Annotated in this window: 22 protein-coding genes; 10 read left to right on the forward strand and 12 right to left on the reverse strand. The window is 66.3% G+C overall.

Features of this window, described 5'->3' with window-relative positions:
* Positions 1-40: 40 nt before the first annotated feature.
* Positions 41-1354, reverse strand: coding sequence for an acyl-CoA dehydrogenase family protein (locus tag M0208_RS02355; RefSeq protein WP_258890131.1), 1314 nt, complete (start codon positions 1352-1354; stop codon positions 41-43).
* Positions 1355-1507: 153 nt separating this feature from the next.
* Between M0208_RS02355 and M0208_RS02360 the strand changes: the two genes are divergently transcribed.
* A complete protein-coding gene (locus tag M0208_RS02360; protein ID WP_258890132.1) occupies positions 1508-2749 on the forward strand; it encodes a TetR/AcrR family transcriptional regulator in 1242 nt (413 codons plus the stop codon).
* Here the strand turns inward: M0208_RS02360 and M0208_RS02365 are convergent.
* The 4 genes from M0208_RS02365 to M0208_RS02380 form a co-directional block, all read right to left on the reverse strand.
* A complete protein-coding gene (locus tag M0208_RS02365; RefSeq protein WP_258890133.1) occupies positions 2742-4055 on the reverse strand; it encodes an MFS transporter in 1314 nt (437 codons plus the stop codon). The two genes, M0208_RS02360 and M0208_RS02365, sit on opposite strands and share 8 nt — an antisense overlap.
* Positions 4056-4145: 90 nt before the next feature.
* Positions 4146-5210, reverse strand: a complete 1065-nt coding sequence (locus M0208_RS02370) for an acyl-CoA dehydrogenase family protein (RefSeq protein WP_258890134.1) — start codon at positions 5208-5210, stop codon at positions 4146-4148.
* A gap of 118 nt (positions 5211-5328) precedes the next feature.
* Positions 5329-6549: an acyl-CoA dehydrogenase family protein gene (locus tag M0208_RS02375; protein ID WP_258890135.1), complete on the reverse strand. Its 1221-nt coding sequence runs from the start codon at positions 6547-6549 to the stop codon at positions 5329-5331.
* A 224-nt stretch (positions 6550-6773) separates the two neighbouring features.
* On the reverse strand, positions 6774-7559 hold the full coding sequence (locus M0208_RS02380) for an SDR family NAD(P)-dependent oxidoreductase (protein ID WP_258890136.1): 786 nt from the start codon (positions 7557-7559) through the stop codon (positions 6774-6776).
* Between the two features lie 68 nt (positions 7560-7627).
* Between M0208_RS02380 and M0208_RS02385 the strand changes: the two genes are divergently transcribed.
* The 5 genes from M0208_RS02385 to M0208_RS02405 all read left to right on the forward strand — a co-directional run bounded on the left by M0208_RS02385 (position 7628) and on the right by M0208_RS02405 (position 12962).
* Positions 7628-9160, forward strand: a complete 1533-nt coding sequence (locus M0208_RS02385) for a class I adenylate-forming enzyme family protein (RefSeq protein ID WP_258890137.1) — start codon at positions 7628-7630, stop codon at positions 9158-9160.
* A complete protein-coding gene (locus tag M0208_RS02390; protein ID WP_258890138.1) occupies positions 9157-9942 on the forward strand; it encodes a thioesterase family protein in 786 nt (261 codons plus the stop codon). Before M0208_RS02385 ends, M0208_RS02390 begins: the two co-directional genes overlap by 4 nt.
* 244 nt (positions 9943-10186) lie before the next feature.
* Positions 10187-10810 carry an EF-hand domain-containing protein gene (locus M0208_RS02395; RefSeq protein ID WP_258890139.1) on the forward strand — a complete coding sequence of 208 codons (624 nt, stop codon included), beginning with the start codon at positions 10187-10189 and terminating at the stop codon, positions 10808-10810.
* An 80-nt stretch (positions 10811-10890) separates the two neighbouring features.
* Positions 10891-11610, forward strand: a complete 720-nt coding sequence (locus tag M0208_RS02400) for a response regulator (protein WP_258890140.1) — start codon at positions 10891-10893, stop codon at positions 11608-11610.
* Positions 11611-11657: 47 nt separating this feature from the next.
* Complete coding sequence (locus M0208_RS02405; protein WP_258890141.1) at positions 11658-12962, forward strand: HAMP domain-containing sensor histidine kinase; 1305 nt, start codon at positions 11658-11660, stop codon at positions 12960-12962.
* Here M0208_RS02405 and M0208_RS02410 read toward each other — a convergent pair whose 3' ends face one another.
* The gene (locus M0208_RS02410; RefSeq protein ID WP_258890142.1) at positions 12963-13580 is read right to left on the reverse strand and encodes a hypothetical protein; all 618 of its coding nucleotides are present in this window, start codon (positions 13578-13580) and stop codon (positions 12963-12965) included.
* A 403-nt stretch (positions 13581-13983) separates the two neighbouring features.
* Between M0208_RS02410 and dcd the strand changes: the two genes are divergently transcribed.
* Complete coding sequence (dcd, locus tag M0208_RS02415; protein WP_258890143.1) at positions 13984-14538, forward strand: dCTP deaminase; 555 nt, start codon at positions 13984-13986, stop codon at positions 14536-14538.
* A gap of 184 nt (positions 14539-14722) precedes the next feature.
* On the opposite strand, the gene recA is transcribed toward dcd, so the two are convergent.
* From recA to M0208_RS02440, 5 genes are all read right to left on the reverse strand, one after another.
* The gene (gene recA, locus M0208_RS02420) at positions 14723-15808 is read right to left on the reverse strand and encodes a recombinase RecA (RefSeq protein ID WP_309546975.1); all 1086 of its coding nucleotides are present in this window, start codon (positions 15806-15808) and stop codon (positions 14723-14725) included.
* A gap of 92 nt (positions 15809-15900) precedes the next feature.
* Complete coding sequence (locus tag M0208_RS02425) at positions 15901-16614, reverse strand: enoyl-CoA hydratase/isomerase family protein (protein WP_258890144.1); 714 nt, start codon at positions 16612-16614, stop codon at positions 15901-15903.
* A complete protein-coding gene (locus M0208_RS02430; protein ID WP_258890145.1) occupies positions 16611-17438 on the reverse strand; it encodes a 4-(cytidine 5'-diphospho)-2-C-methyl-D-erythritol kinase in 828 nt (275 codons plus the stop codon). Before M0208_RS02430 ends, M0208_RS02425 begins: the two co-directional genes overlap by 4 nt.
* A gap of 28 nt (positions 17439-17466) precedes the next feature.
* Positions 17467-19074 (reverse strand): tetratricopeptide repeat protein, encoded by a 1608-nt coding sequence (locus M0208_RS02435; RefSeq protein WP_258890146.1) that lies wholly within the window; start codon positions 19072-19074, stop codon positions 17467-17469.
* A complete protein-coding gene (locus M0208_RS02440; RefSeq protein WP_258890147.1) occupies positions 19049-20710 on the reverse strand; it encodes an electron transfer flavoprotein-ubiquinone oxidoreductase in 1662 nt (553 codons plus the stop codon). Before M0208_RS02440 ends, M0208_RS02435 begins: the two co-directional genes overlap by 26 nt.
* Before the next feature lie 107 nt (positions 20711-20817).
* Here M0208_RS02440 and M0208_RS02445 point away from each other — a divergent pair, with 107 nt between their 5' ends.
* The 3 genes from M0208_RS02445 (at position 20818) to moaB (ending at position 23990) form a co-directional block, all read left to right on the forward strand.
* Positions 20818-21537: a uracil-DNA glycosylase family protein gene (locus M0208_RS02445; RefSeq protein WP_258890148.1), complete on the forward strand. Its 720-nt coding sequence runs from the start codon at positions 20818-20820 to the stop codon at positions 21535-21537.
* Positions 21537-23312 (forward strand): lytic transglycosylase domain-containing protein, encoded by a 1776-nt coding sequence (locus M0208_RS02450; RefSeq protein ID WP_408988130.1) that lies wholly within the window; start codon positions 21537-21539, stop codon positions 23310-23312. Before M0208_RS02445 ends, M0208_RS02450 begins: the two co-directional genes overlap by 1 nt.
* 150 nt (positions 23313-23462) lie before the next feature.
* Positions 23463-23990, forward strand: a complete 528-nt coding sequence (gene moaB / locus M0208_RS02455; RefSeq protein ID WP_258890149.1) for a molybdenum cofactor biosynthesis protein B — start codon at positions 23463-23465, stop codon at positions 23988-23990.
* Here the strand turns inward: moaB and M0208_RS02460 are convergent.
* On the reverse strand, positions 23987-24319 hold the full coding sequence (locus tag M0208_RS02460) for a PilZ domain-containing protein (protein WP_258890150.1): 333 nt from the start codon (positions 24317-24319) through the stop codon (positions 23987-23989). The two genes, moaB and M0208_RS02460, sit on opposite strands and share 4 nt — an antisense overlap.
* Positions 24320-24331: the final 12 nt, after the last annotated feature.

Raw genomic sequence — 24331 nt, forward strand, 5'->3', positions numbered from 1 at the left:
GCACGAGACCCCAGCCTTCGCTGGGGTGACAACGCTTCAATCAGCGCGAGACGCCGACATCCCCACTAGAGAACCCACCGCTCGGCCCGCGATCGTTCGACGCGATCTCGGCCTTCCAGTCGCCGTACTTCCCGAACTCGGCGCGCGCGATCGAGCGCGAGTGGACCTCGTCCGGACCATCCGCCAGCCTCAGCGTCCGCTGCGACGCCCAATCGTGCGCCAGTCCGAAATCGCCCGATACGCCGCCGCCGCCATGCGCTTGCACCGCATCGTCGATGATCTGCAGCGCCATTGACGGCGCCTGCACCTTCACCATCGCGATCTCGAGCTGCGCCGACTTGTTACCGGCCTTGTCCATCATGTCCGCCGCCTTCAGGCACAACAGCCGCGTCATCTCTATATCGATGCGCGCGCGCGCGATGCGCTGTTCCCATACCGAATGATCGGAAATCCGCTTCCCGAACGCAACGCGGGACAGCAGCCGCTTGGCCATCGCCTCGATCGCATTCTCCGCCACACCAATCGTGCGCATACAATGGTGGATGCGCCCCGGTCCCAGCCGCCCCTGCGCGATCTCGAACCCGCGGCCTTCGCCGAGCAGGCAATTCTCGACCGGCACGCGGACGTTTTCCAGCTTCACGACGCCGTGCCCATGCGGCGCGTGGTCGTAGCCGTAGACCGACAGCATCCGCTCGGTCGTGACGCCCGGCGTGTCGAGCGGCACCAGCACCTGCGATTGCTGGCTGTGGCGCGATCCGTCGTGGCTGGTCTTGCCCATCACGATCGCCACCTTGCAGCGCGGATCGCCGACGCCCGACGACCACCATTTCGTGCCGTTGATGACGTAGTGATCGCCGTCGCGGTCGATCCGCGTCTCGATATTCGTCGCGTCGGATGACGCTACGGCAGGCTCGGTCATCAGGAAGGCGGAGCGGATCTCGCCCTCCATCAGCGGCTTCAGCCAGCGATCCTTATGCTCGCGCGTGCCGTAGCGGTGCAGCACTTCCATGTTGCCGGTGTCGGGCGCGGAGCAGTTGAACACCTCCGACCCCCAGCCGATCTTGCCCATCTCCTCGGCGCACAACGCATATTCCAGGTTGGTGAGCTGCGTACCCTCGAACTCGAACGTGTCGTCGACATGGGTCTGCCCCGAATGCGGCGGCATGAAGAAATTCCACAGCCCCGCGGCCTTCGCCTTGGCCTTCGTCTCCTCGACGATCGGGATCACCTTCCAGCGATCGCCTTCATACGCCTGCTGGTGATAGACGCTCTGATTGGGCCGAACCTGCTGATCGATGAAGTCCCGCACGCGGTCCCGAAAATAGGTTTCGCGTTCGCTCAGCGTGAAGTCCATCGTCGCTCTCCTATGGCTGTCGCAGGCGGTCCTAGACCGTACCCGACATTCGGTAAAGCGGGCGAATCGCGTTTTTGACGCTGCGAAAACCTCTGTAACCCGATCGTCGTAAAAGGGACTGGTTCTTCGAAACGTTGCTGCTAGGATCGCCCGATGCAGGCGACGGATACAGCCGCCGAGGAGGGGGAACAGGGCACGCGGCGCTTCCGGGCGAAGCGTGATGCGATTCTCGCCGCCGCGGCCGAAGCGATCAACGAACAGAGCGCGAAGGGCATGACCTTCGCAGATGTGGCGCGCCGCGTTGGGCTGAATACAACGAGCGTCACTTATTATTTCAAACGCAAGGAAGACCTTGCCGCCGCCGCATTCGAGCACACGCTCGATTATCTGCTGGTGATGATCGACGCCGCGATGGAGTCCGCGACACCGGAAGCGCGGGTGGAACGTTATCTCGCGCTGAACATGGCGCGGCTGGCGCGCGTCCAGCGCGGCGAAGAGCGCCAGATGGCGGGCCTGTCCGACCTGCGCGCGATGGAGGAGCCGGTGCGCGGCCGGCTGATGGCGGGCTGGCGCGAGGTGTTTCGTCGTGCCCGCGGGTTATGGGGACCGGGCGGGTCGCGTGTCGCAAACGATCAGAACGGCGCACGCGCGCACGTCCTGCTGGAAAACACCTTCTGGCTGCCGGTGTGGCTGAACCGCTACGAACCCGATCAATATCCCCGCGTGGAGGCGCGGCTGATGGACGTGTTCCGGCACGGCATCGCGGGGCCGGGCATGGAATGGGCGCCGGACCTGATCGACCTGCCGCACGATGATGCTGTGCCGGGGCGCGAATCGTTCCTGCTCGCGGCGACGCGGCTGATCAACGAACTCGGCTATCGTGGCGCATCGGTGCAGCGTATCGCGTCCGAGCTGAACGTGACTAAGGGCAGCTTCTACCACCATCTCGACGCCAAGGACGATCTGGTCATCGCCTGCTACAAACGCAGCTTCGATGCGATCACCCATGCGCAGCGGCAGGCGGACGAACGCGGCGGGACGCAGTGGCAGCGCCTGACCGATACGATCGCGACACTGATCGACGTGCAATTCTCCGAACTCGGCCCGTTGTTGCGCACGACTGCGCTCAGCGGCCTGCCGCCCGGCGTGCGGCAAGCGATGGTCGACCGTTCGAACGGAATCGCGCGGCGCTATGCTGGCACGATGGCGGACGGTATCGCGGAAGGGACGATCCGCGCGGTCGATCCGCTGATCGCGGCGCAGGCGCTGATGGCGTTCCAGAACGCCGCGTTCGACATGCGCAAATGGGCCTGGTCGATGAACCGCCCCCGAGCGATCGAACTCTACGCCTCCACCTTGATGTTCGGCATGTTCGACGATCGCGCGATTAGCTGACCACCGCTAGGTCCGCATCCCGCTGCCGGATCAGCAGGCCAGCGCGCCAATAGTGGAAGATCGCCCACGGCGTCAGGCACGCCACGCACAGCATCGCATAACGCAGCGATTCATCGCCGTAAGCAGGTCGCAATAGATCGCTCAACTGCCCGACCGCATACGGCCCCAGCCCCAGCCCGATCAGGTTAATCGTCAACAGCGACAACGCCGCCCAGGTCGCGCGCAACCGCAACGGCGCGAGATACTGGATCATCGCGAACGTCGGCCCAAGATAGGCGCCGGCAAAGATGTATGACACGAAATAGCAGCCGATCGCGATCGTCGGATTGTCGACGAAATAAAACGACACCGCGAACGGAAACGCGATGATCTTCATCACCATCACGACCCAGCTTTGCGCCCAGACGCCGTGCTTGCGCGCCGCCCGATCAGCCAGCGCCCCGCCGATCAGCGCCGATCCGCCGCCGATCAGCGCCGCGGGCAACGCCACGTACTTCGACACGTCCAGCATCGACATGCCGAGCGAGCGCTGCATGTAACTCGGCCCCCATCCGGTCAGCGCATAGCCGACCAGCGACGTGATCGTGATCGCCGCGATCAGGTGAAACGCGGGCGCGCTCTGCCAGATCGAGACGATGCCCTGTTTCAGACTTGGCATCGGAGACGGATCGACGGTCTGGTCCGCGTCCGACAGCCCGCGCCGCGGCTCCACCACGAACAACCGCACGATGATGGCCAGCGCGACGCCCGGCAGCCCGACGACGAACATCGCCACGCGCCAGCCATAAGAATGGGCAACGACGCCGCCGATCATCATCCCCAGGCCGCCGCCCAGCAGCACGCCCAGCGAATAGATCGCCATCGCGCTCGCGCGTTTTTCGGGCGGATAGAGGTCGGCGATGATCGAATGGCTCGAAGGCCCCGCCCCCGCCTCGCCGACGCCCACGCCGATCCGCGCCAGCATCAATTGCGTGAAGTTCTGCGCGAGCCCGCACAATGCGGTCATCACGCTCCACACCGCCACGCTGACTGCGATGATGTTGCGCCTGCTCGTCCGGTCCGCCAGCCGCGCGATCGGAATGCCGAGCGTCGCGTAAAAGATCGCGAAGACCAGCCCCGATAACAGCCCCAATTGCGTATCGCTCAGCTTCAGGTCGGCCTTGATCGCCTCCAGCAGGATGGCGAGAATCTGCCGGTCCATGAAGCTGAAGAAATAGACCAACGTAAGCAGCGCCAACGTCCAGGTGCGCCGCCGCAGCGCACGCGCGTCAAGCGTTTCAGGCGGGTTCAGCGACGATGCGGTCAACGATTTCTCCTCGTGCCGGCGGCGTCGCCTACATTACTCGCGCGACCCGCAGATACGACGCGAAAGTCACGCCGCAACAAATTGAAACGTTTAGTATCCGTTCGCCCGCGCAAACCGTTCGCGGTGGTAGGACGCCGTGCCCCACATCGTCTCCAGCACCGCCGACCGTTTCAGGTAAAGCCCGGCGTCGTACTCGTCGGTCATCCCGACGCCGCCGTGCAACTGCACCATCTCGCGGCTGATCAGCTTCAGCGTGTCGCTGGCGATCGCCTTGGCCAGGCTGACCGACTGGTCGAGATCGCTGCGCCCGGCATCGATCGCCTCCAGCGCGCCCTCGACCGCCGATCGCATCAGTTCGAGCTCGGTGAACATCTTCGCCATGCGGTGCTGCAGCGCCTGGAAGGTCGACAGCACCTGCCCGAACTGGACGCGCTGTTTCAGATAATCGTTGGTCTGGTGGAACGCGGTCTCCGCCATCCCGAGCATTTCCGCGCACGCCACCGCGGTCGCGCGATCGACGATCGCTTGCGTCAGGTCGGTCCCGCCCAACTTTTCCGCAGGCGCGCCGTCGAAGCGCACCTCGGCATGACTGCGCGAATCCGCCATCCTCCGCGGCGACACCGTGGCACCCTCGCCACGCGCGACGAGATACAGTCCGTCCGCCGCGGCAACGACGAATGCGTCCGCGCCATCGCCCTCCGCAACGAACGCCTTCGTTCCCGTCAGCTTGCCCGCCGCGACCGTCGCGGCGATCTTCATGTCGTGATGCGGGCCTTCGTCGATCGCCAGCGTCGCCACCGCCTCGCCGCTCGCCAGTTTGGCCAGCCAATCGTTCTTCGCCGCGTCGGATGATCCCATCGCGATCGCCGTCGCCGCCACTGCGGTTGATGCCAGCGGCGACACCGCAAGGTTGCGCCCAAGCTGCTCGACCACCAGCCCGAGCGAGAGATACCCGAACGCCGACCCGCCGAATTCCTCCGGGATCACAACACCCGCCCAGCCCATCTCGCCGACCGTGCGCCATGCCTCGGGGTCGAAGCCCTTCGCCGGAGCTGCGTCCCTCAGCTTGCGAAAGGCGGTGACCGGGCTCTCGTTGTCGGCCCACTCGCGCGCCATGTCGCGCAGCATCACCTGTTCGTCGTTCAATACCGCCATCGTCTCTTCCCTCGAATTGTCTGCCGGGGAGGCGGCGGATTGCCCGCCTGCCTCGACCCGGCCTCTCCAAAGCGCGGCACCCGGTTTGTCTGACTATCCCGGTGCGCCCGCCTATCTCTTATTGATGATCCAGCATCCCCAGGATGCGTTTGGCGATCACGTTGTTCTGGATCTCGCTCGATCCGCCGTAGATCGACACCGCCTTGCCCCACAGCCAGCTGCGGGTCTGCGTCAGTTCGTCCTCGCTGAACCCTTCGCCTTCCCAGCCGAGCCCGTTCATCCCCATGATCTCGATGTTCAGCTCGGCGCGGTCCTGCGTGATGCGTGCGCCGACGTTCTTCATGATGCTGGTCGCCGCCGACGGCCCCTGGTTCGATTTCGCATCCAGCGCGGCGCGGCGCAGCGTCAACGCGAACGCGCGCTGGTCCATCTCATGCTTGATGATGCGCGTGCGGAGTTCCGCATCGGCGATCCGCCCCTCGGCATCGGTGCCGCGGTACTTCTTCGCGATCTCGGGCACCTGCTTGCCCGCGTTCATCCGGCTCGACGAACCACCGCCCGACGACAGCGAATTGCGTTCGTGCTGCAACAGGCGCGTGCCGATCGACCAGCCCTGCCCCTCCAGCCCGACGAGGTTGTTCTTCGGCACCTTCACATTGGTGAAAAACGTCTCGCAGAACGGCGATTGACCGCTGATGAGGCGGATCGGCTTCGTCTCGACGCCTTCCGCATCCATGTCGATCAGCAGGAAGCTGATCCCCGCGTGCTTCTGCGATTTGTCGGTGCGGACCAGTGCGAAACACTTGTCCGCCCACTGCCCGCCCGAGGTCCACGTCTTCTGCCCGTTGACGACATAATGATCGCCCTTGTCCTCGGCGAAGGTCTGCAGCGACGCTAGGTCGGACCCCGCGCCCGGCTCCGAATATCCCTGGCACCAGCGAATTTCGCCCTTGGCGATCTTCGGGATATGCTCGCCCTTCTGCGCGTCGGTGCCATATTCCAACAGGGTCGGCCCGAACATCATCACGCCCATCCCGCCGATCGGATTCCATGCGCCGATCCGCGCCATCTCCTGGTTCAGCACGCCCGCCTCGGCGCGGGTCAGCCCGCCGCCGCCATATTCCTTCGGCCAGGTCGGCACGCCCCAGCCCTTCGCGCCCATCGCCTCGCGCCATTTCCGCTGGTCCGGCGTCTCATCGCTCGGCCCCTCGACCGCCGACATCGCATTGTCGGCATCCTTCAACGCGGGCGGAAAATTCGCCTCCAGCCACGCGCGTACCTCAGCGCGGAAACCCTCCAGCGCGTCGGCAGGTCGGTCTAGTTCGACGGCGGTCGCCATAGTTCGTCTCCGGCAAAATCGAATCTGAAGATCGGGTATGGCCGTTCCCTCGCACGAAACGAACGCGAGCGCAAAGGGTCAGGACGCTGGGGGCTGGCCACCCACTTTCGTCACCCCCGCGAAGGACGGAGTCGCAATCAATAGGAGTACAGAGCACGGAGGACTCTCCTTCGCGTCGTCGCACGAAATGCGGGCGTTCGTTGGCGCGACGAATTACGCAGCCGTCACCCCTCCCGCCCCGGCCGCCTGCTCAACCCGATGTCCAGATGCGCCCCCGCATCCAGCAACATCACCTCGCCCGTCACCACCCGGCTGGCAGGGTCGAGCAGCATCTCGATCGGCCCGGCGATGTCGTCCGCGCCCGCAGCCATCGCCATCGGCGTGCTCGCCGCGATGCGCGCATTCAGTCGGGCGAATCCTTCATCGCCCAGCCGCTTTTCGAACCAGCCCGTACCGACGTAGCCCGGCGCCACCGCATTCACGCGGATCGCGGGGGCCAGCACGCGCGCCAGGCTCTTGGTCATGGTGATCATCGCGCCCTTCGACGCGGCATAGGCGACCGACGATCCGATCCCGTGCGTGCCCGCGATCGACGCGACGTTGACCACCGCGCCCAACCCGCCTTCTCGCAACGACGGCGCGCACGCACGGATCATCTGGAACGCTGCTACCGTATTCAGGCGATAGATGTCGATGAAATCCTCCGCATCCAGCGCGTCGAGATCCTCGTGATTGGCGTATTTGGTCTTGCCGGCGTTGTTGACCAAGAAATCGATCCGTCCGAACGCCTCGACCGCGACCGCCGCCAGCTTCCGGCACGCGGCATCCTCCACGATGTCCGCCTGCACCGCGATCGCGTTGTTTCCGACTTCGACGGCCAACGCCTCGGCATCGTCACGGCTGGAGGAATAGTTGATGATGCAGCGCACGCCGCGCTTCGCCAGCCGCCGCACCACCGCCGCGCCGATCCCGGTGCCGCCCCCCGTCACGATCGCCACCGCATCCTTCACGCACACTCTCCCGTTTTTCGAAGATCGCGTATGGCATTCGCGTATCCTTTCGCCTAGCCACCCGTGGCATGACCACCGCCGCCGAGATGCTCAGCGCCGATTTCGCGACGCTGCCCGACCTGATCCGCGCGCACGCCGCGGCGCACCCGACGAAGCTGGCGATCGCCGATGACGAGGATGCGATCACCTATGCCGCACTCGATCGGCTGATCGACCGCGCCGCCACCGCGTTGCAGCGCGATGGCGTGGCGCAGCGGCAGGCGGTCGCAGCCGTCGCCTATCCGTGCATCGCACAGGCGGTGACCTACCTCGCGGCTCTCCGCGCGGGCATGGTCGCCGCGCCGATCCAGCCGTCCGCTACGCCGGAACAGATTGCCGGGATGATCGGCGACAGCGGCGCGTCTCTGGTGTTCCTCGATGCGGCGAATGCCGAAGCGCTCGCCGGACAGCGACTGACCGCAAAGGTCATGATGCTGGAGGGCCTGGACGACTGGCTCGCCGAAGAAAACGCCACCCCGTCCCCCGTCACGATCGCCCCCGCCGACGGTTTCAACATCATCTACTCATCCGGCACCACCGGCGTGCCGAAGGGGATCGTGCAGAGCCATGCGATGCGCTGGCAGCATCTGTCGCGCAACGCCGCCGCGGGGTTCGACAACGCGGTCACGCTCCTCGCCACGCCGCTATATTCCAACACAACGCTCGTCAGTTTCCTGCCGACGCTCGGCTGGGGCGGGACGGTCGTGCTGATGAAGAAGTTCGACGCGCGCCGCTATCTCGAACTCGCGCAGACCTATCATGCGACGCACACGATGCTGGTCCCGGTCCAATACCAGCGCATCATGGCGCTGCCCGATTTCGATGCGTTCGACCTGTCCGCCTTCCGCTTCAAGACCTGCACCAGCGCGCCGTTTAAACCCGCGCTGAAGGCCGATGTCCTTGCGCGCTGGCCCGGCCTGCTGGTTGAATATTACGGCATGACCGAGGGCGGCGGATCAACCGCGCTGAACGCCAGCGAGTTTCCCGACAAGCTCCACACCGTCGGCCGCCCGCTGCCGGGCCACGACATCCGCCTGATCGACGATGATGGCGTGGAGGTCGCGCCGGGCGAAACCGGCGAGATCGTCGGGCGATCGGCGGCAATGATGAACGGCTATCACGGCCGCGACGGCGCAACGCGCGACGCCGAATGGTTCGCCCCCGACGGGCAGCGCTTCATCCGGCACGGCGACGTCGGGCGGTTCGACGAAGACGGCTTCCTGATCCTGATGGACCGCAAGAAGGACATGATCATCTCGGGCGGCTTCAACATCTATCCGTCCGATCTGGAGGCGGTGCTGGCGCAACACCCGGCGGTCGCCGACTGCACCGTCGTCGGCGTGCCGAGCGACGATTGGGGCGAGACGCCGGTCGGCTTCTACGTCCCGCGCGATGGCGCGACCGAGGACGCCGCCGCGGTGATGGCTGCGACCAACGCGAAGCTCGGCAAGACGCAGCGCCTGTCCGCGCTCCACGTCGCAAAAGAACTGCCGCGCAGCGCGATCGGGAAAGTATTGAAGCGCGAGCTGCGCGATCGGCTTGCCGCAGGGGAGTTTGCATGAAGTCTTTGAAGGAAATCCTCGATACGCTGGAGCCCTTGTCCGACGGCCCCGGCTGGCGCGGCGAAATCCCCGAAAACTGGCTGCAGGGCCGCACCGCCTACGGTGGGCTCTCCGCGGCGATCGCGCTCCACTGCGCGATGCAATCCGATGAAGACCTGCCCCCCCTGCGTTCCGCCCAGGTCAGCTTCATCGGCCCGCTGTCCGGCCCGATCCTGGTCACCGCGCACCGTCTGCGCCGCGGGAAGAACGCCGCCTTCATCCAGGTCGATGTCGAGAGCGAAGCGGGCCTTGGCCTCCGCTGCACCTTCGTCTTCATGCGCGCGATCGACAGCGAGGTTGATTATCAGACCACCACGCTCCCTGCGTTCCCGCAGCCGACCGCCGACGACACCACCTTCAAGGGCAACCCGCACGTCGCCTTCACGCGCAATTTCGAGTTTCTCGACCGCCGCGAGGGACCGAACCTGCTCCCCGCCGAATGGCTCCGCTGGACGCGGCTGAACGAACGCGAGGGACTCGACCCGATGGTCGAGCTGATCGCGGTCGGCGATTGCCTGCCTCCCGCGGCGCTACGCCTGCTCGGCCGCAACGTGCCGATGAGTTCGCTGACATGGATTCTCAATATCCTTGGCCCCGCGCCGACGACCGAAGACGGCTGGTGGCTGCTGCGCTCCAACGCCGATTACGCCCGCACGGGCAGTTCGTCGCAGCAGATGGGCATCTGGAATTCGCGCGGAGAAATGGTCGCCGAACAGATGCAGTCGGTCGCGCTGTTCGCCTGAATCAAATCCTCCCCTGCAAGGGGAGGTGGCGCGAAGCGCCGGAGGGGTATCGACCTGTCGATAGTGCGACACCCCTCCGTCTCGCTGCGCGAGCCACCTCCCCTTGTAGATGAGGATTTGATTTTTGGCTTCGCGACAAATTGCGACACATCCCCGCGCCCGCGGCACATCCTCGCGACAACCGCCCCCTAGATCGGCACCAACGGCGGGGATGACCCTCGCCGGTTCTTGAAAAGGACCGATCATGAGGAAGTTGTTCTTGGCCGCCGTCATGGGCGCCAGTGTGCTCGCCGGCGTACCCGCCATCGCCCAGACCGCGGCACCCCCGCCACCGCCCACCGCCCCCGGCGGCCCGCGTGGTGCAGGCCCGGCCGACGCGAACCGCGACGGCATCGTAACCCGCGCCGAAGCGACCGCGGAGGCCGAACGCCGCTTCACCGCGATCGACGCGAACCGCGACGGAAAGGTCACGAAGGACGAACTGCGCGCCGAACGCGAACGCCATCGCGCGATGCGCGCCGACCGCCGGTTCGACCGTATCGACAAGAACCGCGACGGCAGCGTGACGAAGGCTGAAATGACTGCCGCCGGGGAACGCCGGATGGCCAACCGGGCCGAACGCGGTCCACGGGCCGGGATGCACCACGGTCCGAAGCACGGCGGGATGAGCATGGGCAAGCGCGTCGACCCGAACGGTGACGGCGAAGCGACCCGCGCCGAATGGCTCGCGCGCGCCGACGCTCGCTTCGCCCGCGAAGACGCCAACAAGGACGGCCGCATCGACGCGAACGAACGCACCGCGATGCGCGACCTGCGCAAGATGCACCGCGCCGGAAACACCCCTCCGCCGCCGCCCCCCGCGGGTTGAGGCACGGAGAAGCGCCGGGCGGCACCCCTCCTCGCCGCCCGGCGCTTTACGGACCGGACACAATCTCTATGCACGATCCCATGGGCGACACACCGCATATCCTGCTCGTCGATGACGAACGCTCGATCCGCGAGCCGCTCGCGCAATATCTGACGAAGCAGGGCTTTCGCGTCACGCAGGTCGGCGATGCGGAGGGCGCCCGGACGCGGCTGACCGCTTATGCGATAGACCTCGTCATCTTGGACATCATGATGCCGGGCGAGGACGGCCTGTCGCTGTGCCGCCACATCCGCGCGACCAGCGAAACGCCCGTCATCCTGCTGACCGCGAAATCGGAAGAGACCGACCGCATCGTGGGACTTGAGATGGGCGCCGACGATTATGTCGTGAAGCCCTTCTCCCCGCGCGAACTGGCGGCGCGGATCAAGGTCGTGCTGCGGCGTGTGCAGGCGGGCGGCGCGCGGCAGCACGCGCCCGACAGCGGCGCCTACGCCTTCGCCGGCTGGGTGCTGAAGACCGGTGAGCGCGCCTTGGTCGATCGCGAAGGCGTTTCCCTCCCGCTCTCGACCGGCGAATACAACCTTCTGCTCGCGCTGGTCACGCGCCCGCGCCAGGTGCTGACGCGCGATCAGCTGCTCGATCTGACACAGGGGCGCGAGGCGGGCGCGTTCGATCGCGCGATCGATAATCAGGTCAGCCGCCTGCGCCGCAAGATCGAGACCGACGCAAAGAATCCCGACCTCATCAAGACCGTTTGGGGCGGCGGCTATACGCTCGCCGCCGAAGTGACGCGGCTGTGAATGAGCCGTCGCGGCGCTCGCGATGGGCACGCCTCGTCCCCAGCAGCTTGGCGGGGCAGCTCGCGCTCGTAGTCGCGTTGGCGCTGTTCGTGGCACAGGCGATCAACCTTGGCCTGCTGCTCCGCGAACGCACCGCGCTGCGGCTGGAACAAGCCTCCGGCCCGTCTGCCGCGCGGATCGTCGACGCGCTGGAACGCGAAGCCGCGGGCCGACCACTGCGTCTCGACCGCGGCCGCGTCCGCCGCGTCGCAACCAACCCGATCGCCGCCAGCCTCGAACCGCGTCCGGAGGTCGCCAGCGAACTTCGCACGAAACTGACGGCGATGGGAATCAGCGCTGGCCGGATCGAGGCTGCGACCCGCCCCACGCCACCGCGCCGCATGCAGCGGATGCGCGGTCGCGGTCGTCCGCCACCGCCAACGGAGTTGCTGATCGCGGTCGAACAACCCGGTCGCGGCTGGCTCGTCATCGGCGCGCCGTGGCCCGAACCCGAGGCTTATATCCTCTGGCGGCTGCTCGCCCAGACGTTCGTCCTTTACGCTATCGTCCTGTTCCCGGTGCTGCTGCTCGCCCGCCGTATCTCGCGCCCGCTGCAATCGCTCGCCATCGCCGCGCGCCGCTTCACTCCCGGCGGCGACAGCGAAACGGTGACCGAAGCCGGCCCGCCAGATGTCCGCGCGGTGATATCGGCCTATAACGCGCTGGGTCAGCGCGTCGCGGCGATGCTGGAGGAAAAGGACCGGATGCTCGGCGCGATCGGGCACGATCTGCGCACGCCGCTCGCCGCACTTCGCGTCCGCATCGAATCTGTCGACGACGACACCGATCGCGTGAAGATGGCGGAGACGATCGACGAGATGAATCGCACTCTGGACGATATTCTATCATTGGCGCGCCTTGGCCGCCCGAGCGAGGAGATGACCGAGGTCGACCTCGCGGCCTTGGTCGATGCGGTGGTTGACGACTTCCGCGATCTTGGCGCGAACGTGACGTTTGACGAGACCCCGCGCGTAAAAATGCGGCTGCGGCCCACGCTGTTCCGCCGCGCGGTGCGCAACCTGATCGAGAACGCGCTGAAATACGCCGGGTCCGCCGAGGTCGCGATCCGCGACGATGGCGACCGCGTCACAGTATGCGTCGCCGATCGAGGCCCCGGCATACCCGACGGTCAGCTGGAGGCGGTGTTCGATCCCTTCACCCGCCTCGAAACCTCCCGCAACCGCGACACCGGCGGCATCGGCTTGGGCCTCGCGCTGGCCCGCGCGATCGTGCGCGAAGCGGGCGGCGACATCCGACTGTCGAACCGCGACGGTGGCGGGCTGGAGGCAGCGATCGTCATCGCACGGCGGTGATTACTTCCGTGCAAGATAAGTGACGAAGGTCTGTTTGCCGGAACCACTGCCGAAAAGCATCGACTTCACATCCAGGCCATTGCCGGTGAACCTGTCGTTCAACTGCTTCCCCTGCAACGCATCCATCGCAACGTTGGAATTGGCCATCGACAGTCGCTCCGGCAAGGTTCCCGCCACCTCGCAGACGCTCGTGCCGCAGCGGATGCGCAGTGGATCGGCGGACGTTCCGACATAGGGTATGCTAACGTAAGCGTCCTTGATCTTGCCTTCGGTCCGCGACGCCCATTCGGCGTCTCGCGGTTCGGCGCGGAGGCGATCATGGAGCGCGCGGGGACTATCCGACGTCGGTGGCAGCATCGCATCCACAACCGCGTCTCCCTCATCGGCGGTCGCTATTGTTGTCGGTGGCGACGCACCGGGCGGCGTCATTTTGGCGGAGGCTGCGGGCGCGATCTGCAGGACCGGGATATTCGTCGGCGACGGCGTATCGCCCTCAACGAACAATATCCTTTCGTTACCGGCCGAAGCCTTTTCGGCTCCCCCGAACGCCAGCCATGCCGCGCCGATTACTATCGACATGATCAGTACGATCAGGATCGGACGAGTCGATCGGGTCATAAGCCATCCTCACACCACGAAGATGCCATCGTTTCGCACGGACGCAAGGTGGCTCCCGGCAACAGCGCCGGCCAGCGTATGATGACCGCAACGGGTCAATACGATCGGCGGCGGCGGCGCGTTGCGCCGATCAACGCGCTCAAGTTTGCACCATGTTTCAATCCTCCTCTAATCCTCCCCTACAAGGAGAGGTGGCTCGCGTAGCGAGACGGAGGGGTGTCGCGCTCGCCACAGGGTGACACCCCTCCGGCGCTGCGCGCCGCTTCCCCTTACGGGGAAGTATTTTTCCGGTGACCAAACCTGATCGGTTTTGACCCTCATTGTTCTCGGCGCTGCGGGACCGAACGATTCGCGCTTGCCTCCCCCCTCGCCCGCGGCGAAACGGGCCGCGAAGGGGAGCAAGATGTCCGTCCTGTCCGATCGCTGGATTCGCGAAAACGCGCTGGCGCATGCGATGATCGAACCGTTCGTCGAATCACAGCGGCGCGACGGCTGCATCAGCTATGGTCTGTCGTCCTACGGCTATGATGCGCGCGTGGCGGACGAATTCAAGATTTTCACCAACGTCGACAGCGCGATCGTCGATCCGAAGGATTTCGCCGCCAACAGCTTCGTCGATCGCAAGACCGACGTGTGCATCATTCCGCCGAACAGCTTCGCGCTGGCCCGCACGGTCGAATATTTTCGCGTGCCCGACGACGTGCTGGTCATCTGTCTCGGCAAATCCACCTACGCCCGCTGCGGCATCATCGTGAACGTGACGCCGCTGGAGCCCGGCTGGGAGGGGCACGTCACGCTCGAATTCTCCAACACCACGCCGCTTCCGGCGAAAATCTACGCCAACGAAGGCGCGTGCCAGTTCCTGTTCCTGAAGGGGAACGAGCCGTGCGAGACGACCTATGCTGATCGGGCCGGCAAGTACATGGGGCAGCGTGGCGTGACGCTGCCGAAACTGTAGTAGCCGGGCGACGCCGTTACGCTGCGCGGATGTTGGCGAAGGTGACGCGGAACGGAACGAAACGCTGAGGCCGCGCCCTGAAAAACGATACGGGCCCGCCGTTGCCGACGGGCCCGATGTTTACGGATGTTTGCACTTAGATGACCCGGACGCTGCGGATGTTGGCGCAAAGGTCACCGTAAGGTCACAGTTCGTCGTCGTCCGACGGACCGACCATCAACTCCTCGGCAACCTTGTCGGTGCGCGCGCGAATCGCCTTTTCGAGACGGTCGGCCATTTCGGGGTTTTCGCGCAGAAACGTCTTCGAATTCTCGCGCCCCTGCCCGATGCGGACGCTGTCGTAGCTGAACCACGAGCCCGATTTCTCGACCAGCCCGGCCTTCACGCCGAGATCGATCATCTCGCCGAGCTTCGAAATGCCCTCCCCGAACATGATGTCGAATTCGACCTGCTTGAACGGCGGCGCGACCTTGTTCTTCACCACCTTCACGCGGGTCGTGTTGCCGGTGACGTCGTCGCGCTCCTTGATCGATCCGATGCGGCGGATATCGAGCCGGACGCTGGCGTAGAATTTCAGCGCATTGCCGCCGGTCGTCGTTTCGGGCGAGCCGTACATCACGCCGATCTTCATGCGGATCTGGTTGATGAAGATCACAAGGCAGTTCGAACGGCTGATCGTGCCGGTCAGCTTGCGCAGCGCCTGGCTCATCAGCCGCGCCTGCAAGCCGACGTGGCTGTCGCCCATCTCGCCCTCGATCTCCGCGCGCGGCACGAGGGCGGCGACCGAATCGATCACCAGCACGTCGATCGCGTTCGAGCGGACCAGCGTATCGACGATTTCCAGCGCCTGTTCGCCGGTATCGGGCTGCGACACGATCAGTTCGTCGATGTTGACCCCGAGCTTCTTGGCGTAACCGGGGTCGAGCGCGTGTTCGGCGTCGACGAACGCCGCGGTCCCGCCGCGCTTCTGCGCTTCGGCGATCGCGTGGAGTGCGAGCGTGGTCTTGCCCGAGCTTTCAGGGCCGAAAATCTCGACGATCCGTCCCTTGGGCAGGCCGCCGACGCCGAGCGCGATGTCGAGGCCCAACGAACCGGTCGAGACGGTTTCGACCTTCATCGTTTCCTTCGACCCCAGCTTCATCGCCGAGCCCTTGCCGAAGGCGCGGTCGATCTGCGCGAGCGCGGCGTCGAGAGCCTTCTGACGATCTGAATTCACCGCAGTGTTCGGGGTTGCCATGTCGGTCTTGATCACCTTGAGATTGGCGGCCATCGGGAAGCCCCTTCGCTAGATCACCCGCGCGAACCGTTCAACGCGTATCTGGCGATGTATCGCGTTTGTTCTGTTGGAACAAGAGGGGAACTTCAGTTTCGGGTCCGCGACCGGAACGTGGCGACGCCGCGGGCGAATCCAGGGCTGTCGAAGGCGGCATCGAAGACCTCCGCGTGCGCGGGATCGGCGGCGTCCGCCAGCGTCGCCTTTAGCTGACGAAGCGCGGCGGGGTCGTTGGCGGCGATCGAGCGGGCGACCTCCACCCCTTTTCCCAGCAGATCGACGAGACCGATCCGGAGGGCTTCGCCGGCGTCGATCGTAGCGGCGGTGAACAGCAGGCGCGCGGCTTGGCCCTGACCGACGCGTGCGGCGAGTCGGGCGACGTCTTCTGCGGGATAACCGATGCCGAGGCGTGCGGGCGGGACGGCGAAACGCGCGCCCTCCCCCGCGACGCGCAGATCGGCGGCGAGCGCGAGGGCGACGCCTGCGCCGAAGCAACCGCTGTCGATGGCGGCGACTACGGGAATGGGGAGCGCGGCGAGGCCGTCGATCGCGGCGCGCATGGCGGCGCGGAACGCGGGTCGATCTTTGGTTTGGTCCGCGAGCGTCGCGAGTTCCTCGATATCCGCACCGGCGCAGAACACGCCTTCGACGCCCGAACGGAGCAGGACGACGGTCGTTTCGGGCGATACGGCAGCGATGGTTTCGGCAAGGTGACGCCAATCCGCCACGCGGAGCGCGTTGCGGCGTTCGGGGCGCGCCAGCGTGATCGTGGCGATGCCATCGGCGTGATCGAGCGCGATCATGCGAGTGTGGTGGCCAGCCGCCACCAATCAGGCGCGATGCTGGCGATAGCCATGTCCGCGGCGTCGCGCTCGGCGATCGTGTCGAACAGCGCGAAACAGGTCGCGCCCGAGCCGGACATGCGAACGAGTGTCGCGCCAGGCTGGATCGCGAGTGCGTCGAGCACGTCGTCGATCGAAGGCGCGAGGCGACGCGCGGGGGCTTCGAGGTCGTTGCGGCCCTTTTCCGGAGCGGCCGGGTCGAGCGCGCCGCGATCGGTCCCGTCCCACGCCGCGAAGACCCGCGCGGTCGAGAGCGCGACGCGAGGATTGACGAGCAGGACGGGCGTGTCGGCCCAACCCTCCAGCGCGGTCAGCGCGTCACCACGGCCGGTGGCGAAAGCGGTGACGCCCGCGAGGCAGGCGGGCACGTCCGCGCCGAGTTGGCCTGCGATCGCCAACAGCATGGGATCGTCGAGCGGGATGCCGCGGCGGCGGGAGAGCGCGCGGAGCGTGGCGGCGGCGTCGGCCGATCCGCCGCCGATGCCCGACGCGATAGGCAAGTGCTTGTCGAGGATGATGTCATATGGCCCCGCGCCGAATTGTGCGGCGAAGGCGTCGGCGGCGCGGGTGACGAGGTTGTTGGCCCAGGGATCATCGGTTGGCGAGAGGTCCGCCGCGAACGGACCGGTGATATGGAAACGAGGCGATTCCGATGGGTTGAGCGCGACTGTGTCGCCGTCGTGGCAGAAGGCGAACAACGTCTCTATATCGTGATAGCCGTCCGGGCGGCGGCGGCGGACGTGGAGCGCGAGGTTGAGTTTCGCGGGCGCGGGCTCGACGATCATTGGATCGAGAGGGGCACAGAATTTGCGATCATTGCGCGGCGGTGGCGAGACCGGTGACGATCTTCGCCGACAGCCGCGCGGACTCCGCGCTGTCGGCGGTCAGTTTGGCGGCGCGCCACGCGTAACGCGCCTCGTAGCGGCGGCCCGTGGACCAATAAGCGTCGCCGAGATGTTCGGCGATTTCGGGATTGCCGGGTGCGGCGGCGGCGGCGCGTTCGAGCAGCGGCACCGCACGGTCGTTCTCCCCGGCGCGGTGGTAGGCCCAGCCGAGCGAATCGGTGATCGCGGGGTCGGTCGGGGCAAGGCGGCTGGCCTTTTCAAGCATGGCGCGCGCGGCGACCACGTCCTCATCGTGCTGGAGCCGGGCGTAGCCGAAGTAATTGAGCGCGACGGGTTCTTCTGGCGCGAGCACCACCGCACGGGCCAGTGCGGGACGCGCGCGCTCCCAATCGCCTGCGGTGTCGAGCGCACCGCCATATTGCAACCATGCTGCCCAGTTCGCGACGTGGTCGGGACGGGCGAGCAGTTTGGCATAGACCGCAGCGGCGTCCATCGGGCGGTTCGCGGTCATCAGCAGGTCGGCATATTGCTGGAGATCGGCGGCGGTGCGGGTTTGCGCGGCGGCGAGCTTCAGCGCCTCGGGCAGGCGATCGTCGCCGGTCAGCACCTCGATCCGCGCGGCGATGGCGGCGGCGGCATAGGGGCCGTCCGGGTCGACCGCGGTGAGCACCGTCAGCGCCGGATCGGCGAGGCCCGATTGCGCGAGCGAACTGGCGAGCAGCAGCCGCGCGCGATCGTGCTGCGGATCGGCGCGCAGCGCAGCGCGTGTCAGCGCGATCGCCAGTGGCCCCGGCGGAGCGGCGGCGATGTCCGAGGCGATCCGCGCCAACAGCCGCGATGCTCCGAACGCGAGCGACGGCTTGACGCCGGTTCCCGGATCGTCGCGGAGCGCGGCGATGGCGCGGGCGTCGCCGACCAGCAGGGTCTTCGCCTGATCGACCCGGCCCGCGCCGTTCAGCAGTTGCGCGGCGGCAATGCGGATATCCTCTGCGGCCTGACCCTTCCCAAGGACAGGTTGGAGCGCGGCAATCCCCTGCGCCGTTTTGCCCTGCGCGATCAGGATCAGGCCGCGCGTCTCTTCGGCAAAGCGGCGGGCGACGATGTCCTTGGGTTTGATGGCCAGCAGGGCGAGCGGGTCGGCCCCATGCTCGAACGCCGCCCAGGCGCGAAGCGGGGTGATGAGCAGCGCGAGCGGGGTCTTCGCGAGGCCGGTGATCGCGGTGTCGGCGGCGGTGATATCGTGCGCCGCCGCAGCCTTGGCGATCGCGAGCAAGGCGGCGTCAGCGGGCGCTTGCCCGGCGGCGGCGAGTGTCGCGGCGGCGCGATCAGCGAGCGCGTAATTCCCCGCCTCGACCGCCTGGCAATAGGCGTGTTCGGCGACGATCGCGTTGCCGGGCGCGGCGTTCAGGGCACTGGCGTAGTTCGCCGCGGCCACTTCGATCGCGCCGTCGCCATCGGCGGCGCGGGCGCGGGCGAACGCCGACAGGTCGCTCGGCGCAGCCAAGGCGGGCAGCGCGAGGATGCTCGCAATGCCTGCGAGGAATGGCGTCTTACATATTGGGATAATTGGGACCACCGCCGCCTTCCGGGACAACCCAGTTGATGTTCTGCGTCGGATCCTTGATGTCGCACGTCTTGCAGTGGACGCAATTCTGCGCGTTGATCACGAACTTCGGATCGCCGGTTTCCTCGCCGACGACCTCGTAAACGCCCGCCGGGCAGTAAAGCTGCGCGGGTTCGTCGTAGAGCGGCAGATTGTGGGCCACCGGGACCGCCGGATCCTTCAGCGTCAGGTGGACGGGCTGATCTTCCTCGTGGTTGGTGTTCGAGATGAACACCGACGAGAGGCGGTCGAAGGTCAGCACGCCGTCGGGCTTGGGATAGACGATCTTCGCGACCGCATCCCTGCGTTGGAGCGTCTCGTGGTCAGGGTGATGTTTCAGCGTGAAGGGCATCTTCAGCCCGAAATGTTCGAGCCACATCGTAACGCCCGCAAGACCCGAACCGACGAAATCGCCGAACTTCTTGACCAACGGCACGACGTTACGAACGACCGACAGTTCCTTGTGCACCCAGGATTTTTCAAACGCCGCGGGGTAGGCGACGAGTTCGTCGTGCTGGCGCTGCGACAGGATGGCGTCGGCGGCGGCCTCGGCGGCCATAATGCCCGATTTCATCGCGGTGTGCGTGCCCTTGATGCGGGGCACGTTGAGGAAGCCCGCGCTGTCGCCGATCAGCGCACCGCCCGGGAAGACGAGCTTCGGGATCGACTGCAATCCGCCGTCGCTGATCGCGCGCGCGCCATAGCTGACGCGTTTCGCGCCCTTCAGGATCGCGGCGATCTCCGGATGGGTCTTCCAGCGCTGCATCTCGTTGAACGGCGAGACATAGGGGTTGGTGTAGTTGAGCCAGGTGACGAAGCCGAGGCTGACCTGGCCGTTCGCCTGATGATACAGCCAGCCGCCGCCGTTGGTGCCGTGGTTTTCGCTGATCGGCCAGCCCTGCGTGTGGATGACGCGGCCGGGGACGTGGAGCGCGGGGTCGATGTCCCACAATTCCTTGACACCCAAGCCATAGACCTGCGGGCTGCTGTCTTTCGCAAGGTCGAACGTACGGATCAGTTGCTTGCTGAGGTGTCCTCGGCAACCTTCTGATAATAAGGTGTATTTTGCGTGGAGTTCGAGGCCGGGCTGATAATCCCCTTTGTGCTCGCCGTCGCGCGCCACGCCCATGTCGCCGGTCGCGACGCCCTTCACCGATCCGTCCTCATTATAGAGGATTTCGGCGGCGGCGAAGCCGGGGAAAATTTCGACGCCCAGCTCCTCGGCCTTGCCCGCGAGCCAGCGGCACAGATTGCCGAGGCTGCCGGTGTAGGTGCCCTTGTTGTGCAGGAACGGCGGGGTCAGGACGTGCGGCAGGTTGGTCTTGCCGGTCTTCGACAGCACCCAATGGAGGTTTTCCGTCACCGGCACTTCGGCCAGCGGACAGCCGTCGTCGCGCCAGTCGGGGAGCAATTCGTCGAGCGATTTCGGATCGATCACCGCGCCGGACAGAATGTGCGCGCCGACCTCCGATCCCTTTTCCAGCACGCAGACCGACAGGTCGGCCTCTTTCTGCGCGGCGAGCTGTTTCAGGCGGATCGCGGCGGAAAGGCCCGCGGGCCCGGCGCCGACGATCACCACGTCGTAGGGCATGGATTCGCGTTCGCTCAATTCTCTTCTCCAGACCGGCGCATCCGGGCGCGCTCGGGCAACGTCCTGTCTCCGATTGGCTCTCATGCGAATTGACCGCCGCGTCAACCGCGTAGCTAGGTAGCGGCATGGGGGCCGATCAGAATATCGACTGGGCGAAAACCGCGGCGAGCGCGCTGGAATGGTGGCGCGACGCGGGTGTCGACATGCTGGTCGAGGATGCGCCGCGCGATTGGCTGGCGGCGATCCCTGAAGCGGCCGCGCCCGTTGCCGTCGCGCCTGCCGCTACGCGATCGGCAGCGCCTCCCGCTACGATCGAGGCATTCCTGGCGTGGCGGATGAGCGCGGACGCGCCCGAGGCGGATTGGAGCGGGGTGAAGATCGCCGCGAGCGGGCCGGTCGATGCCGTCCTGATGGTGCTGGTCGATTGCCCGGAGCGCGAGGACAGCGACGTGCTGATGTCGGGTGCAGTCGGTCGGCTGTTCGACCGGATGCTCGCGGCGATCGGGCGGAGCCGGGCGGATATCCACCTTGCGGCCTTGTGCGCCGCGCGGCCGGTCGCCGGGCGTATGCCGCGCGAGATCGAGGCGCGGCTGGGCGAGATCGCGCGGCACCACGTTGCTTTGGTTGCGCCGAAAAGGCTGCTGGTGATGGGCAATGCGGCGAGCCGTGCGATCCTGCCGACGGACGCCGCGCAGTCCCGAGAAAATTTACCTGTTCTTAACCATACGGGCGGGAAAGTGACTGCAGTCGTGACGAGTTATCATCCGCGCTTCCTGCTGGAAAAGCCAGCCGCCAAAGCCGAGGCGTGGAGGGATCTGCAGATGCTGATCGGGGGAATGAAGTGATCCGTATCTTGCTTTCGGCCGTGTGCCTGGCCGCATTGACCCCGACCATCGCGAGCGCCGACACCGCGCCCACTCCCGCCGCCGGCATACCCTCACAGCTCACCCCCGAACAGCGCGGCGCGTATCGCGCGGTCTTCACCGCGATCCGCGAGAGCCGCTGGAGCGATGCGCAGATCGGCCTGGACGCGATGGCGCCGGGGCCGCTGCATTCGTTCGCACGCGCCGAACTCTACACCGCCAAGGGCAGCCCGCGGGTCGAGCTGGAGCCGCTGGTCAAATTGCTGACCGAGGCCCCCGAACTGCCGCAGGCCGAGGCGCTGGCGCGGCTGGCCAAGGCGCGCGGGGCGGAGGAATTGCCGCCGTTGCCAGTGGCGCAGCGGCTGATCTGGCAGGACGGGGCTCCGATCCGCGTGCGTGCGAAGAGCGTGAAAAGCGACATGATCGCGGCCGATCTGGCCAACCGGATGACGCCCTACGTCAAGGCCGATATGGGCCGCGAGGCTGAGGCCTTGCTGACCGGCACCGGCGGTCTTTCATTGGAAGCCCAGACGGAATGGCAGGCGAAGGTCGCGTGGATCTATTTCCTGCAAGGGATGGACGGCGATGCGCGCCGGGTTGGCGACCAAGCTGCGAACGGCGGCGGCGAGTGGGCGATCACCGGGCGCTGGACGTCGGCCTTGTCGGCGTGGCGGCAGAATGACTGCGCGGCGGCGGGTGCGGGCTTTGAAGGCGTCGCGGCGCGCGCGACCGATACCGATATGCGCGCCGCCGGGCTGTACTGGGCCGGACGCGCCGACATGGCGTGCGGCCGTCCCGACCGGGTCGAGGCGCGGTTGAAGAACGCGGCGCAGTACCGCGAGGCGTTCTACGGACAGCTTTCGCGGCAGGCGCTGGGCATGAAATCCGCCAAGGAATCGCCGCAGCAGGTGACTGCCGACTGGGCGACGCTGGAAAAACGCCCCAACGTCCGCGTCGCCGCCGCGCTGGTCGAGATCGGTGAGAGCGACGAGGCCGATCAGGTCATCCGCCAGCAGGCGCGGATCGGCAACCCGGGCGAATTCGCCAGCCTGGTCCGCGTGACCGAGCAGATGGACCTGCCAGCTAGCGTCGTATGGCTGGCGCACAATTGCCCACAGGGCGTAACCGCGACCGCCGAGGCGCGCTATCCGATGCCGAACTGGACGCCCGACAGCGGGTGGCGGATCGACAAGGCGTTGGTCTATGCGCACACGCTGCAGGAGAGCGGGTTCCGCAACAAAGTGGTGAGCCCCGCGGGCGCCTACGGCCTGATGCAGATCATGCCCGCCGCGGCGACCGATTACATGCGCGAGCGCGGCATCAGTGTCGACAAGATCGCGCTGACCAAGCCGTCGACCAACATCGACATCGGGCAGCGGCATATCGAGCGGCTGCGCGACATGGGGTTAACGCAAGGCCTGCTGCCGAAGGTGATCGCAGCGTATAACGCCGGGCCGAAGCCGGTGCAGGACTGGAACGCGCAGGTCCGCGATAACGGCGATCCGTTACTGTATATCGAGAGCATCCCGTATTGGGAGACGCGTGGGTATGTGACGACGGTGCTGCGCAATTACTGGATGTACGAATCGCAAGGCGGCAAGCCCGCCTCGGCCAGCCGCACCGCGCTGGCGCAGGGGATGTGGCCGCGCTTTCCGGGGCTGCCGGGGGCGAGTGCGGTGCGGCTGAACGCGCAAGCCCCGCGGACCGCGACCGCGAGCATCGCGGGCGAGACCGGCGGGGTCACGCTGGCGCGATAAGTCGAAACCTGGAGGCGGAACACCTCCCCGGCGAACGCCGGGGTCCAGTTGCACGGTATTCAGTTGGCTGGGTCCGAATCTCGATCACAAGATTCGTTGAAACTGGACCCCGGCTTTCGCCGGGGTGGAGATAGATGGTAGGCGATCGCCATGCCGATCGACGACACCCTGCCCTTCAAGCCCGTCCGCATCGCGGTGCTGACCGTCTCCGATACGCGCGGTCTCGCCGAGGACCGATCCGGCGACACGCTGATCGCACGGCTGACCGACGCGGGGCATGAGCTGGCCGAGCGGCTGATCCTGAAGGACGATGCCGACGATATAGTCGCACAACTCCATCGCTGGATCGACGATCCGGCGGTCGATTGCATCATCACCACCGGCGGGACGGGCGTTACCGGGCGCGATGTGACGCCCGAGTCCATTGAGCGGGTCGCCGACAAGATGATCCCCGGGTTCGGCGAACTGTTCCGCTGGCTGTCATTCCAAACGATCGGCACGTCGACGGTCCAGTCGCGCGCCTGCGCTTGTGTCGCGCGGGGCACGTATATCTTCGCGTTGCCCGGATCGACCGGCGCGGTGAAGGATGCGTGGGACGGGATATTCCGCGATCAGCTCGATAGCCGCCACCGGCCGTGCAATTTCGTCGAACTGATGCCGCGGCTGCTGGAGCGTTAGCAGACGCCGATCGTCAGCTTGCGCAGCACGCTGCGCTCGATCGGTTCGTCGAAGCGGCAGCCGGCGAGACCCCCGTTGCACCACACGACTGTCGCCGCGACCGGCAGGCCGCCGTCGAAACGAATCCATAGCCGCTCACCGGCGCTTTGCTGACTGTCGAGCGTCATGCGGCAACCGTAGATCGACAGGTCGTGCAACGTGGCTTCGTTCGCGACCTCGCCGTGGCGGCGCGTGGTGGCGCGACTCACGTGAACGCTCAGGCGACGAGTCTCCCGTCGCTCGATCCGTGCGGGCTCGACGCAGTTGAACTGGCTCGATCGTGTCGCCATTGGCCCTCTTCT

The organism is Sphingomonas sp. SUN019, from assembly GCF_024758705.1.
Lineage (GTDB): Bacteria > Pseudomonadota > Alphaproteobacteria > Sphingomonadales > Sphingomonadaceae > Sphingomonas.

Excerpts from the sequence above, each read along its gene's own strand:
- M0208_RS02355 (WP_258890131.1), bottom strand. The coding sequence starts at position 1,354 with ATGGACTTCACGCTGAGCGAACGCGAAACCTATTTTCGGGACCGCGTG.
- M0208_RS02360 (WP_258890132.1), top strand. The coding sequence starts at position 1,508 with ATGCAGGCGACGGATACAGCCGCCGAGGAGGGGGAACAGGGCACGCGG.
- M0208_RS02370 (WP_258890134.1), bottom strand. The coding sequence starts at position 5,210 with ATGGCGGTATTGAACGACGAACAGGTGATGCTGCGCGACATGGCGCGC.
- M0208_RS02375 (WP_258890135.1), bottom strand. The coding sequence starts at position 6,549 with ATGGCGACCGCCGTCGAACTAGACCGACCTGCCGACGCGCTGGAGGGT.
- M0208_RS02385 (WP_258890137.1), top strand. The coding sequence starts at position 7,628 with ATGACCACCGCCGCCGAGATGCTCAGCGCCGATTTCGCGACGCTGCCC.
- M0208_RS02390 (WP_258890138.1), top strand. The coding sequence starts at position 9,157 with ATGAAGTCTTTGAAGGAAATCCTCGATACGCTGGAGCCCTTGTCCGAC.
- M0208_RS02395 (WP_258890139.1), top strand. The coding sequence starts at position 10,187 with ATGAGGAAGTTGTTCTTGGCCGCCGTCATGGGCGCCAGTGTGCTCGCC.
- M0208_RS02400 (WP_258890140.1), top strand. The coding sequence starts at position 10,891 with ATGGGCGACACACCGCATATCCTGCTCGTCGATGACGAACGCTCGATC.
- M0208_RS02410 (WP_258890142.1), bottom strand. The coding sequence starts at position 13,580 with ATGACCCGATCGACTCGTCCGATCCTGATCGTACTGATCATGTCGATA.
- dcd (WP_258890143.1), top strand. The coding sequence starts at position 13,984 with ATGTCCGTCCTGTCCGATCGCTGGATTCGCGAAAACGCGCTGGCGCAT.
- recA (WP_309546975.1), bottom strand. The coding sequence starts at position 15,808 with ATGGCCGCCAATCTCAAGGTGATCAAGACCGACATGGCAACCCCGAAC.
- M0208_RS02425 (WP_258890144.1), bottom strand. The coding sequence starts at position 16,614 with ATGATCGCGCTCGATCACGCCGATGGCATCGCCACGATCACGCTGGCG.
- M0208_RS02430 (WP_258890145.1), bottom strand. The coding sequence starts at position 17,438 with ATGATCGTCGAGCCCGCGCCCGCGAAACTCAACCTCGCGCTCCACGTC.
- M0208_RS02445 (WP_258890148.1), top strand. The coding sequence starts at position 20,818 with ATGGGGGCCGATCAGAATATCGACTGGGCGAAAACCGCGGCGAGCGCG.
- moaB (WP_258890149.1), top strand. The coding sequence starts at position 23,463 with ATGCCGATCGACGACACCCTGCCCTTCAAGCCCGTCCGCATCGCGGTG.
- M0208_RS02460 (WP_258890150.1), bottom strand. The coding sequence starts at position 24,319 with ATGGCGACACGATCGAGCCAGTTCAACTGCGTCGAGCCCGCACGGATC.